The organism is Paraburkholderia sp. GAS32 (genome assembly GCF_050434225.1).
GTDB classification, from domain to species: Bacteria; Pseudomonadota; Gammaproteobacteria; order Burkholderiales; family Burkholderiaceae; genus Paraburkholderia; species Paraburkholderia madseniana.
The window spans coordinates 75,715-88,384 of sequence record NZ_JBNPVS010000013.1 but is presented as its reverse complement, the minus strand read 5'-3'; the positions used below and the strand labels follow the sequence as shown (position 1 = coordinate 88,384).

Genomic DNA, 12,670 nt, shown 5'->3' with positions numbered 1-12,670 from the left:
GGTTATTCGCCCAACTCTGCCGTCGGCGCTTCGCGCCGCTGTTCGCTGCCTATCACCGTGGATTTCCTCCGTGCGGTTTCGGGCGCCATCCCACCCGAAGCGTCGACTTGCTCCGCGCAACCCAGCAGCAGCCCCGCAAAAGCCCAGAACGCGAGCATAGTGGTCTGCCACATGAAATCATCGGTGGTATTTTTCGCGATCATGCCGGCCACGAGCGCCACGCCCGCAGCACACAACCAGGGTTCAACCCGCCGCAGCCGCCAGAAACGCGCGATGAGGCACAGCAACAGCGCGCTCTGGAGCACGACTCCAATGACTCCCGTCTGCAACCACGTGTTGATGAACAGGTTGTGCGCGTGCGTCAGCGCTTGCGGTTCGACCGTCAGCAAACTGGCTGGCACCTCGCTGCGATAGACGATACCTGGCAGCGGCTTGCCGAAGCCAACCCCGACCCACGCATGACGCTCGGCTTCACCGATATAAAACGCCCACAGCTTCGGGCGCGTGTCGGCCGATACCGTGTCGCCGATTGCGGACAGCGAGCCCGGCACGTAGACCTGATGACCGTCGATCACGACATCGCGCGCCTGCGTGACAGCAGGCACGGCGCCGGCCGTCCGCAGACGGGCGCTGAACTCGAGCGTGCCGACGCTGACCGCGCCCACCACGGCAATGACCAGCACCGACAGCAGCAGACGGCGCCGGTATAGCGGGAACAGCGCGATCAGAAGCGTGACGGCGGCGGCCGGCCAGAAGAACCGGTTGAGCGTCGCCAGTCCGATGAAAAGGCACAGCACAATACCGCTTGCGCCGATCACACGCCAACGCAGCCGCATCATGAAGCCCGCGAAGAGCGGCATGGCAAATACCGCGAGTGTGCTCGTGTGACCGACACGGTTGTAGAAATGCAGCGGGAAGGTGTTGGCGGTGGGCGGTTGCAGATGCCCCCAGTTGAACGCGCTGATGGCGCCGAGCGCCACGCAGGCGACCCAGTTGACGAGCACCACGGGCGCCGGCCGCCTCAGTTGAGTGCCGAACAGCCAGAAGCCCCAGAACGACACCAGCGGATAAAGCACCTCGTCGCACCACGCGTGCAGACTGACCATTGGATACATGGACCACGCGACCGACGCCAGACTCCAGCCGGCCCAACCCGCAATGGGCAGCACCAGCGGCCAGTGCAACACCGACGGCCGGTTCGGCGAGCAGGCCGCCGCCAGGACGCCGAGCGCCATCAGGGCCAGCGCATTGAAGACGATCGCCGTCATGTGGCCGAACATCACCACAAACAGAATGACTGGACACGCAACCCAGAACACGCGCTCCACTCGCGCAGCAGCGTGAGTCATTACACTTTCACCAGAACAGTTTGCAAAGCGTTGTATACCGACTCGACCGACAGCCGGCCCATACAGTCGGCATGGTCGCCGCGCCACGCGACGCAGGTCGTCTCGTTGCGATCACAGCGCCGCACCCATGCTACCTCGCGGCGAAAAATAAAAGGCTGATCGCGGCACGGCATATCGGCGATCGTAATCGGCACGAACGGCACCTCGCACCAAAAGCGGCCCGCACCGTGAATCAACGCGTTGCCCGGCCCAAACAGCGCGAGCGTCGGCACCCCAATCAGACGCCCCAGATGCGCCACGCCGGTATCGGGACAAACCACGGCTTGCGCACCGGCAAACAGATGCCACAACTCGCCGAGACCGAGCCGCGCCGCCAGGTTCGGATGGCTTGGGTCCGGGTCGATCGCGCGAATCAGTTCCGCTTCGCCGGGCCCGCCGGTCCATACCGGCAGATAGCCGAGAGCTTCCACGCGTTGCGCAAGCTCACGCCAGCGCGCGTTGGGCCAGCGTTTGACGCTGCTGCTCGCGCCCGGATGGAGCACGACGTAAGGCTTCGCCAGTTGCGCCGGCTCGGGTAGCGCTACGTGTTGCGGCGCGCTCCAGTCGGTAGGCCGGTAGGCGCGCGGTGGCGGCCCGTCGATCAGTTCTGTGGCGAGGTCGGCCCAGGCCGCCGGCGCGGCGGGATACGGCACGCTCCGGTTGAGCGGCCAGTTCTTCCAGGCTGGATCATCGCCCGCGTGTCCGATGATCCAGCGGCAACCCGCGCCCAACGCGAGCCAGCTATGACGATTGTCGCCGAGCACTATGCCGAGGTCGTAAGGTCCGGAAAGCAAAACGTCCCGCACCGACTTCGAATCACGCGGATCGAACGGCAAGGCTGTGACGCCGAAAGGCCGCCCCGCATACAGCGGCAAGATCGCCTTCGGACAGTTGAGAACGATCTGCGCTTGCGGATATTGCGCCCGCAGCTTGGCGAGCAGCGGAGTGAGCAGCAGCGTGTCGCCTAGCAATAGATGGTGCGCAATCAGGATACGGCGCACGTGCCGCGGCTCGCGGCGCAAAGGCTTGATCAGGAGTCGCGGGATGGCCCGCGCAAAGATACGAAGACGCCCGGCAAGCCGACTCATGGGCTCATCGGCGCGTTGGTTCCCGCCGCGATCTTGCTGTACGCCGATACCCGGCGCGAGGTCGCGTTCGCCATACACAATCTCCAACGGTATTCTTCAAGAAGGCCTCCAGTGCGGCGGCTACGGCCCCGTCACAGCGGGCTGGCGCGGTTCGGGACGGCGCCTCTAGCCCGCCGCCTGTCCAGGCCGGCATGGAAAGCTCGATGAAATATAGGGGTGTTCGGCTCGAATTGAGTTTGAGTTCGAGCCTCGATATCTGAAAATTATAACATGTGCCCCTGCCGCGGAACGATGCGAAGCCGCGCCAGGAGGCCCGCCCGCCTCTTCTGCGGCAACGCCGCGGCGGCCCTTAACACGCGGCGTCGATCTGCCTCGCCAGCGTCAACAGCGCGCCAGCGTGAGCGGCAACGCCCGGGTCGTAAAGCACCGCGTCGCGGGCGAGTTCCGGCGGCGCGCGACGCGTGCCGTCGCGATACTCCCGCACCGCTCGCTCGAGTGTCACGCGCAGGTCGGCGAGGTCGGCCGGTGCGAAAACGAATTTCGCATGCGGGGCGATCGCATCGCAGCAACCGATACTCGACGGGAAAATAACCGGCGTGCCGCACATCACCGATTCGATGCCCACTAAGCCGAACGGCTCATAGGTCGATGCGAGGATCGTGAAGTCCGCGGCTTGATAACACTCCGCGAGCTCTTTCACGTAGCCGATATAGCGTAGCCGTTCGGACGCGCGCGCGGGAGGCCGCCCGGCCACGGCCACCACCACGGGCAGCGCCGTGTCGCGCAGCGCGGCTTCGATGAGCGGCAAACCCTTGCGCTCGTGGCTGCTCGACGGAAACAGCAGGACGATCTCGTCATCGGCGAAACCGTATTTCTGACGCAAGGCGGCGCGCGTCGCGGCATCGGTCGGCGCGAAGCGCGTGCCGTCCACGGGTGGAAACAACACGCGGATCTTCGCCTCGTCGACACCGTACAGTTCGCGCAACTCGTCGTGCATCAGTTTCGAATGCGCCACCACGACCTTCGAGCGCTCGTATTGGCGGCGCTCGAGCGCAATTTGCCAGCGGTCCGAACGCTTCTGCGCGCGTCCCGTCGCCCGCAAGAAACCGAGATGCGTACCGCCGCAGATCGCTACGTCAGACGAGTCGACACGGTTACAGCCGATCAGCACGTCGACGTGCGCCGCGCGGCGCGCGGCGCGCAGCCGCCACGAAAACCAGTGGTCGCGCAGCTTACCCGGCAGGAACGAGACGTTGATGCGGTGGGGCTCGACCAACTTGCATTCCGGCAGCGACGTGTCGAAACGACGCGCGAAAAAGGCCGGTTCGACGCCGAGCGCGGCAAGGCCGCGCACGAGATCCATTGCGTAGCGCTCGAAACCGCCGCTGTGCTGTAAGGCGTTACTGGAGAGTCCAAGTTTCTTCATTCAGACAGCGCGCGCCAGCGCCTCGTCAATTGTTACGGGGGTAAGTCATGCGCGGTCCGGGCTAGCGGACCGCATGAATGGAGATCCGCATGGCCGATGACGTGTCGTGTCGTGCGCTTTACGCTGCGTCCTGCTGGAACTGGATGCGATGCAAATGCGCGTACAGACCATTTTGCGCGAGCAGTTCGCGATGACTGCCGCTCTCGACGATCCGCCCCGTTTCCATCACCAGAATCCGGTTGGCGCGCTCAATGGTCGACAGGCGGTGCGCGATGACCAGCGTGGTTCGGCCCTTCATCAAGGTTTCCAGCGCCGCCTGCACGTGGCGCTCGGATTCCGAATCCAGCGCCGAGGTGGCTTCGTCGAGAATCAGGATCGGCGCGTCCTTGTAGATCGCGCGCGCAATCGCCAGACGCTGGCGTTGACCGCCCGAGAGCATCATGCCGTTGTCGCCGACCAGCGTATCGATGCCATTGGGCATCGCCTCGACGGTGTCCCACAGGTTCGCCGCACGCAGCGCCGCCCTGACCTTGTCCGGATCGGCCGGCTGGCCATAAGCGACATTGTTCGCCACCGTATCGTTGAACAGCACCACGTCCTGGCTCACCATCGCGATCTGGCTGCGCAGCGCGTGCAGCCCGTATTCTGGCAACGCGACGCCGTCGACCAGAATCTCGCCACCGGTCGGATCGAAAAAGCGCGGCAGCAGATTCACCAGCGTGGTCTTGCCGCTGCCCGACGGCCCCGCGAGCGCCACCATTTCGCCCGGCGCCACCTTGAACGACACCTGATCGAGCGTGTGGCGGCCATGCGTGGCGTTGCTGCCGTAGGTGAACGACACGTCGCGGAATTCCACTTCGCCACGGGCCCGCTCGAGCGGCTTGCCGCCGCCTTCCGGTTCGGAGGGTTCGTCGATCAGACCGAAAATCAGCTCGCACGCCGTCATGCCGCGCTGCAGCGGCTGGTTCACGTCCATCAGGTGCTTCAGCGGCGAGATGATCAGCAGCATCGAAGTGACGAACGCCACAAAGCCGCCGACTGTGGTTTGATCCGACGACGACTGCACCACAGCAATCGTAATCACCACGGCGAGCGCAATCGACGCGAGGAACTGCGTCAACGGTTGCGCGAGGCCGCCGGACACGGTCATGCGCATGGCGTAGCCGCGCAGACGCTTGCTCATCGCCGTGAAGCGGTCCGTCTCGTACTGCTCGCCGTTGTGCACCTTGACGACCTTGTAGCCGCCCACCGTCTCTTCGACGATGTACGACAGTTCGTTGGTCAGCAGTTGATGCTCGCGGTTCAGGCGCCGCAAGCGGCGGTTGATCTTGCCCACCAGCCAGCCGATCCCGGGCAGCAGCACCGCGACGATCAGCGTCAGGCGCCAGTTCAGATAAAACAGGTAGCCGAGCAGGAAGAGGACTGTCAGCGAATCGCGCACCAGTGTGACCAACACGCTCAACAGCACGTTGAGAATCTGGTTCACCTCGAAGACGATCGCGTTGATCACGGTGCTCGCGGTTTCGCGCTGGAAGAACGCCACGCTCGTGTGGATCATGCGGTCGAACATCTTCAGGCGCAGATCGAGCAGGATCTTGTTCGATACGTAGGCGAGCAGATAACCCGAAGCGTATTGCGACACGCCGCGAATCAGCGCGAGGCCGATCACGGCGGCCGGTACGAACCACTTGGCGTTGTCGTTGGCATGCGCGCCGAAACCTTTGTCCAGCAGCGGTTTGAGCAAGGCGGGAATCGCCGCGTCGGTGCCGGCGCTCGCCGCCATTGCGACAATCGCGCCGATCACCACCCACAACAGCGGCTTGATATATGGCCACAAGCGCCGGAAGACGACGGCAGGCGACGATGCCTCACCTGAACCGATGGGTTTGCTTAACGTAGGCTTCGCGCTCAAGGAATCCTCTGGGAATGCGGGACAGCATCCGTGCTGCGGGCGGAATGCCCGCAGCACGTAAAATTAAATACGGCATTGTAAACGGTTGCGGATTGCCCGGCCGGTAGTGATGAATTGGCCAGATTCGGCCGGATTCACAGGCCGATAGCGGCCGGCGGACGTGTCCGGCCACGGCCACCGCGCGCTGTGTATACTTGCGCGACTCATTCCGTCACCCTGCGCCCTCCACGCAATTCAGGTATGCAAGAAACCACCCTCGGCGTCGCCATCATCACCAAAAACGCGGCGGCGCGACTGGCCGAATGCCTGCAGGCCGTGGCCTTCGCCGATCAGATCGTCGTGATCGACGGCGGCAGCACCGACGGTACCGCCGACATCGCCCGGGCACATGGAGCGCGCGTGCTCGAGCAAACCGACTGGCCGGGCTTCGGCCCGCAAAAAAACCGCGCCGTGGAGGCGCTGACCACCAGTTGGATTCTCTCGCTCGACGCCGACGAAATCGTCACGCCGGAACTGGCTGCGGCGATCCGTGCGGCGCTGGCCGCACCTACCGCCGATGTCTACGCGGTGGACAGGTTGTCGAGCTTTTGCGGCCACTGGATTCATCACAGTGGCTGGTATCCGGACTGGATTCCGCGCCTGTTCAAACGTGGCGCCGCGCGTTTCTCCGACGACCTCGTGCACGAGCGCCTGGTGTTCGACACGCCGTCGCAGCGACTGACCGGCAAGCTGATGCACTACTCCTATGAGGACTTCGAAGGCGTATTGCGCAAACTCGACGCGTATTCGACGGCGGGTGCGCAGCAACGTCACGCAGCGGGCAAGCGCGGCAGTTTTGGCAAGGCGCTCGGGCGCGGCGCGTGGGCGTTCGTGCGGACCTATGTGCTTCGACGTGGATTTCTCGACGGCCGCGCGGGTTTTATGATCGCGGTGTTCAATGCCGAAACGGTGTACTACCGGTTTCTGAAGCTGGCGCGGATGGGGGAGCAGACGCGGCGCTAGGGGCCACGGCTCGCCAACGGTTGGCCCACACCCACGCAACCGCGCGGGCCAACCAGACATCAATAAACGATTTCGATCGAGCTTCCGGCAAACTCACCGCGCAATGCCGCGAGCAGTTCGTCAGTCGGCTTCACGCGCCACGCATCGCCCAGACGCATTTCGCCTTGCGCGTTTTCGCTGCGATAGACCACCTGCACCGCGAGGCCGTTCGGAATCTGCACAGCCTGGCGCTGGCCACCGCCGCCATAACCGCCGCCGTTGCGGCCACCACCACCCCCGCCTCCATTGCCACCACGCGATGACGCCGCCGGCGCCGGCGTAGCTTGCGGCTCGTCCTTACCCGCGCTATGCGCTTCGAGCACACGCCGCAACGCCAACGCGTCCGCATTGCCGTTCATCTGCACCTTCACGGCTTCCGCATAACGGCAACGCGCGCGGCCGAGATCCATCACCGTGTCGACCGTGAAACGGATGCCGCCGGTGAACGCGTCGTTACGCGCCTGGCCCTGCACCACCAGTAATTCGTCTTCCTTGAATAGCTGTTTGTGCGCTTCAAAGGTCTCGTTGAAGACGGTCACTTCGCATTGACCGGTGCCGTCGTCGAGCAGCGCGATCAGCATCTTGCCGCGCTGGGTCATCTGCGTACGCAGCGACGCGATCACACCCGCGACCAGCTTGTCGCGCCCTTCCTTCAATTCGCCGATCTTCTGGCGCACGAAACGGCGCACTTCATTCTTGTAGGCATCGAACAGATGGCCCGACAGGTAGAAGCCGAGCGCGGCCTTCTCTTCCTGCAGCTTCTTCTTTTCCGGCCATTCCGGCTCGTCGACCAGTTCGTGACCTTGCGAGGGCGCGTCGCCCATATCGAACAGGCCCGCCTGCATCGCATTGGCGCTTGCCTGCTCGGCGGCTTCCATGGCCAGCGAGACGGAGGCGATCAACTGTGCGCGATTCGCATGCAGCGTGTCGAACGCACCGGCGCGGATCAATGCTTCCACCGTCCGGCGATTGACGATCCGGCGGTCGACCCGGTTGCAGAAGTCGAAGATGTCGATGAACGGACCTTCTTCGCGTGCACGCAGGATTTCTTCGATCGCGTTCTGGCCGCTGCCCTTGATCGCGCCGAGACCGTAGCGGATCGTTTTCGAGCGCTTGCCGTCCGCTTCCGCGACCGGCTCGAACCGGTACGCCGACAGATTGACGTCCGGCGGCAGCACGGCCATCTTGTTCGTGAGGCAGTCCTCGAACAGGATCTTGACCTTGTCCGTGTCGTCCATGGCGAGCGACATATTCGCCGCCATGAATTCGGCCGGATGGTGTGCCTTCAGCCATGCGGTGTAGTACGCAAGCAGCGCATACGCCGCCGCGTGCGACTTGTTGAAGCCGTAGCCCGCGAACTTCTCCATCAAGTCGAAAATTTCGTCGGCCTTCTCGCCGGCCAGCCCGTTCTTCGCGGCGCCCTGGCGGAACAGCTCGCGATGCTCGGCCATTTCCTCGGCCTTCTTCTTACCCATCGCGCGACGCAGCAAGTCGGCGCCGCCCAGCGAGTAGCCGCCGATGATCTGCGCCATCTGCATCACCTGCTCCTGGTAGACCATGATGCCGTAGGTCTCTTTCAGAACAGATTCAACACGCGGATCCGGATACTCCACCACTTCGCGGCCGTGCTTACGCGCACAGAAGCTCGGAATCAGGTCCATTGGGCCCGGACGGTACAACGCCACCAGCGCGATGATGTCCTCGAAGCGGTCAGGCTGCGCGTCTTTCAGCATGCCTTGCATGCCGCGGCTTTCCAGCTGGAACACGGCAACCGTGTTCGCTTTCTTTAGGATCGAGAACGACGCCGCATCGTCGAGCGGCACCTGCGCGAGCGACCAGTCTTTCTTCGACGGATCGAGACGGCGGATATAGCGCTCGGCCCAATCCAGAATGGTCAGCGTGGTGAGGCCCAAAAAGTCGAACTTCACGAGGCCGACGGCTTCGACGTCGTCCTTGTCGTACTGGCTCACGACGCCGCTTTCGTCGCCCTGCGTATAGAGCGGGCAGAAATCGGTCAGCTTGCCGGGCGCGATCAGCACGCCGCCGGCGTGCATACCGACGTTACGCGTGAGGCCTTCCACGCGCTGCGCGAGTTCAAGCAGCTGATGCACTTCGTCTTCGTTATCGAAGCGCTCCTGCAGGAGCGGCTCTTCCTTCATCGCGTCGGCGATGGTGACGTGCTTGCCCGGCTTGAACGGAATCAGCTTGGCGATGCCGTCCGTAAACATATAGCCGAGATCGAGCACGCGGCCGATGTCGCGCACCGCCGCTTTCGCCGCCATCGTGCCGAAGGTGGCGATCTGCGACACGGCGTCCGCGCCGTACTTGTCCTTCACGTACTGAATCACACGGTCGCGGCCGTGCTGGCAGAAGTCGATGTCGAAGTCGGGCATCGAGACCCGTTCCGGATTCAGGAAACGCTCGAACAGCAGGTTGTAGCGCAGCGGATCGAGATCGGTCACGCCGAGCGCATACGCGACCAGCGAACCTGCGCCCGAACCCCGGCCCGGACCGACCGGCACGCCGTTGTTCTTGGCCCAGTTGATAAAGTCCGCAACGATCAGGAAGTAGCCCGGAAAGCCCATCTTGATGATCGTGCCGCACTCGAATTCGAGGCGCTGGTAATACGTCCCGCGCTGCGCCTCGCGCTCGGCCGCATCCGGGTACAACTGTTCGAGACGCTTTTCGAGGCCCTCTTTTGACAATTGCACGAGGTAGTCGTCGAGCGACATGCCGTCGGGTGTCGGAAAGAGCGGCAGCTTGGGCTTGCCGAGTTCGAGCGTCAGGTTGCAGCGCTTGGCGATTTCGACACTATTGGCAAGCGCCGACGGAAGGTCCGCGAACAGCCCCGCCATTTCTTCCTGCGTACGGAAATACTGCTCGGACGTAAAGCGTTTCGAGCGGCGCGGATTCGCCAGGATGTCGCCTTCGGAAATACACACGCGCGCTTCGTGCGCGGTGAAATCGTCCGGCGTCATGAACTGCATGGGGTGAGTGGCCACCACCGGCAATTTCAGCGACGCCGCGAGCGCGACCGCCTGCTGCACGTACTGCTCGCCGCCCGGCTGACCACACCGTTGCAGTTCGATATAGAAGCCGCCAGGAAACACCTTCGCCCAATGCAATGCATTGCGTTTGGCCGCTTCTTCGTTACCGGCGGCGAGCGCGAGGGCAATGTCGCCCTGTTGCGCGCCCGACAACGCGAGCAGGCCTTCACCCAGACCGGATTCGAGCCATCCGGCTTCGATTTCCGCACGGCCGCGATACTGGTTGGTGAGCGATGCCTTGCTGAGCAACTCGCACAGATTCAAATAGCCGCGCCGGTTCTTGACCAGCAGCAGCAAGCGGGAAGGCTTCTCGCGGTCGTCGGGATTGGTAATCCAGACGTCGCAGCCGGCAATGGGTTTGACCCCTTTGCCGCGGGCTTCCTTGTAGAAGCGGACGAGGCCGAACGCGTTGCCGAGGTCGGTGAGGGCGAGCGCACCCTGACCGTCTTTGGCAGCGGCCTTGACGATGTCGTCAAGACGCACGATGCCATCGGCAATCGAGAATTCGGAGTGGACGCGAAGATGAACGAAGCGGGGATCTGACATGGGCGACATTGTAACTCCACCCTTCCGGAGTTTTCAGGGCAAAACCGCGCGTTAGCCGTTCGGCTTAGGACAGAAACGCGAGCGCGCCGCACACCGGTGTTGTGCAGGCGATTTGCGCTGCCGCAAAGGGTTGGCCATTCGGCCGAGTCGGCCAAAGCGCCGGCTTGAGGGATAATACGGGTTTCGCCCTTTTCGACGTGGCCGCGCCGCATGGAGTTTGAATGCGGGCGTTTTCAATGCGCCCCGTTTTCCGCGCGGCCACTTCTTACCGCTGGACACACATGAGTATCGTCAATCTCGCCGCGTATCATTTCGCGACCATCGAAGACACCGCCGCATGGCGCCCGTTCGTTACGGAGCGCTGTAATGCGCTCGGCTTGCGCGGCACCATCCTGCTGGCGCCGGAAGGCATCAACCTGTTCGTCGCCGGCACGCGCGAAGCCACAAACGCGTTCATCGACTACATCCGTCACGACGCGCTGTTCGAAGGCAAGTTCGTCAATCTGCAGTTCAAGGAAAGCCTGTCGGACAAACAGCCGTTCACCCGCATGCTGGTCAAGCTCAAGCGCGAGATCATCACGATGAAAAAGCCGGCGATCCGGCCGGAGCTTGGCCGCGCGCCGTTCGTCGACGCCCCCACGCTGAAAACCTGGCTCGACCGCGGCCATGACGACGAAGGTCGCCCCGTCGTCATGCTGGACACACGCAATGCGTTCGAAGTGGACGTCGGCACGTTCGATGACGCGCTCGACTACCGCATTACGAAATTCAGCGAATTTCCCGAAGTCATCGAACAAAACCGCGCCGATCTCGAAGGCAAGACGGTGGTGTCGTTCTGCACAGGCGGGATTCGTTGCGAGAAGGCGGCGATCCACATGAAGGAAGTCGGCATCGAGAACGTGTACCAGCTCGAAGGCGGCATCCTGAAGTATTTCGAGGAAGTCGGCGGCGCGCACTATCACGGCGACTGCTTCGTATTCGACTACCGCACCGCGCTGAATCCGCAACTGGAGCCGACCGCGACCGTGCAATGCTTCGGCTGCCGCGCGGTGGTGCCGCCGGAAGCGCAGCAATCGCCAATGTACGTGGCGGGCAAGACGTGTCCGGAATGCCATCCGGACAGCAAGGCGGCGCACGCCGCCTGATGCGGGCGGTTGCAGCGGGCGGGCACCTTCACGTTGCGGCCCGCCGCCCCCATACGGATTCTTGGCTGAGCGGCATGGGTCCCTCAGTTGTTCATCGTATTTGCGCATCAACACACCGATCGAACCCATGACCTATCGTGGACGCTTCGCGCCGTCGCCTACCGGGCCCTTGCATTTCGGCTCACTGGTGAGCGCGCTCGCAAGCTGGCTGGACGCGCGCGCGCATCGCGGCGCGTGGCTGGTGCGCGTCGAAGACATCGACGGGCCTCGCACCGTCCCAGGCGCGGCCGAGGAGATTCTGTCCACTCTCGAACGCTTCGGCATGCACGCTGACGAGCCGCCCGTCTGGCAAAGCCATCGTATTGCGCGCTATCAGGAAGCATTCGAGCAATTGAAAGTTGGCGGCCTGGTCTATCCATGCGGCTGCACGCGCAAGGAGATTGCCGACTCGCTGCTGCATGCGCACGCGCGCAACACCACGCTCGCCTACCCTGGCACCTGCCGCAGCGGCCTGCATGGCAAACCGGCGCGCGCATGGCGCCTGCGCGTACCCGACGGCGATGCCGCGGTGATCACATTCGAGGACCGCTGGCAGGGCAAACAGACGCAGAACCTGGCCACCGAGGTCGGCGACTTCGTCCTGAGACGCGCTGACGATCAGTGGGCATACCAACTGGCGGTGGTGGTCGACGATGCGGACGCGGGGATTACGCATATCGTGCGCGGCGCGGACTTGATGGATTCAACAGCGCGGCAGATCTACCTGCAGCGTTGCCTGGGCGTGCCGACGCCGGAGTATTTGCACGTACCGGTGGTCACGAACGATGAGGGCGAAAAGCTCAGCAAGCAAAACGGCGCAACTGCGCTGGACAATGACAAACCGTTTGAAGCGCTGAGCGCAGCCGCTCGTCATCTGGGGCTTGGATTAGACGGGACTGCGCATACTACGCTAGAGGGTTTTTATGCAGCCGCGACGGCAGCATGGGCGCAGCGCACGGGCGTGCGAGTGTGATGGCAGCGAGGCGTAGCGGCCGCCCCGAACAGAGGCAGCGCCAGTGAACCGCGCAGAAAGGAAGC

General features: G+C 63.5%; 8 protein-coding genes. 3 read left to right on the top strand and 5 right to left on the bottom strand.

The features are described from left to right. Positions 1–2: 2 nt before the first annotated feature. From P3T25_RS17725 to msbA, 4 genes are all read right to left on the bottom strand, one after another. Positions 3–1,349, bottom strand: coding sequence for an O-antigen ligase family protein (locus P3T25_RS17725; RefSeq protein WP_429358535.1), 1,347 nt, complete (start codon positions 1,347–1,349; stop codon positions 3–5). Next, positions 1,349–2,476 carry a glycosyltransferase family 9 protein gene (locus P3T25_RS17720; RefSeq protein ID WP_154562181.1) on the bottom strand — a complete coding sequence of 376 codons (1,128 nt, stop codon included), beginning with the start codon at positions 2,474–2,476 and terminating at the stop codon, positions 1,349–1,351. Before P3T25_RS17720 ends, P3T25_RS17725 begins: the two co-directional genes overlap by 1 nt. A 349-nt stretch (positions 2,477–2,825) precedes the next feature. After that, a complete protein-coding gene (locus P3T25_RS17715) occupies positions 2,826–3,902 on the bottom strand; it encodes a glycosyltransferase family 4 protein (protein WP_154562179.1) in 1,077 nt (358 codons plus the stop codon). Between the two features lie 118 nt (positions 3,903–4,020). Next, positions 4,021–5,814, bottom strand: a complete 1,794-nt coding sequence (msbA, locus tag P3T25_RS17710) for a lipid A export permease/ATP-binding protein MsbA (protein ID WP_154562177.1) — start codon at positions 5,812–5,814, stop codon at positions 4,021–4,023. 240 nt (positions 5,815–6,054) lie between these two features. On the opposite strand from msbA, the gene P3T25_RS17705 reads away from it, so the two are divergent. Continuing rightward, positions 6,055–6,816, top strand: coding sequence for a glycosyltransferase family 2 protein (locus tag P3T25_RS17705; RefSeq protein ID WP_154562175.1), 762 nt, complete (start codon positions 6,055–6,057; stop codon positions 6,814–6,816). Between the two features lie 59 nt (positions 6,817–6,875). Here P3T25_RS17705 and dnaE read toward each other — a convergent pair whose 3' ends face one another. Continuing rightward, positions 6,876–10,457, bottom strand: coding sequence for a DNA polymerase III subunit alpha (dnaE, locus tag P3T25_RS17700; protein WP_154562173.1), 3,582 nt, complete (start codon positions 10,455–10,457; stop codon positions 6,876–6,878). A gap of 272 nt (positions 10,458–10,729) precedes the next feature. On the opposite strand from dnaE, the gene P3T25_RS17695 reads away from it, so the two are divergent. Continuing rightward, positions 10,730–11,593, top strand: coding sequence for a sulfurtransferase (locus tag P3T25_RS17695; RefSeq protein ID WP_154562171.1), 864 nt, complete (start codon positions 10,730–10,732; stop codon positions 11,591–11,593). Positions 11,594–11,720: 127 nt separating this feature from the next. Next, complete coding sequence (gene gluQRS, locus P3T25_RS17690) at positions 11,721–12,605, top strand: tRNA glutamyl-Q(34) synthetase GluQRS (RefSeq protein WP_154562169.1); 885 nt, start codon at positions 11,721–11,723, stop codon at positions 12,603–12,605. Positions 12,606–12,670: the final 65 nt, after the last annotated feature.

Excerpts from the sequence above, each read along its gene's own strand:
- P3T25_RS17725 (WP_429358535.1), bottom strand. The coding sequence starts at position 1,349 with ATGACTCACGCTGCTGCGCGAGTGGAGCGCGTGTTCTGGGTTGCGTGT.
- P3T25_RS17720 (WP_154562181.1), bottom strand. The coding sequence starts at position 2,476 with ATGAGTCGGCTTGCCGGGCGTCTTCGTATCTTTGCGCGGGCCATCCCG.
- P3T25_RS17715 (WP_154562179.1), bottom strand. The coding sequence starts at position 3,902 with ATGAAGAAACTTGGACTCTCCAGTAACGCCTTACAGCACAGCGGCGGT.
- P3T25_RS17705 (WP_154562175.1), top strand. The coding sequence starts at position 6,055 with ATGCAAGAAACCACCCTCGGCGTCGCCATCATCACCAAAAACGCGGCG.
- dnaE (WP_154562173.1), bottom strand. The coding sequence starts at position 10,457 with ATGTCGCCCATGTCAGATCCCCGCTTCGTTCATCTTCGCGTCCACTCC.
- P3T25_RS17695 (WP_154562171.1), top strand. The coding sequence starts at position 10,730 with ATGAGTATCGTCAATCTCGCCGCGTATCATTTCGCGACCATCGAAGAC.
- gluQRS (WP_154562169.1), top strand. The coding sequence starts at position 11,721 with ATGACCTATCGTGGACGCTTCGCGCCGTCGCCTACCGGGCCCTTGCAT.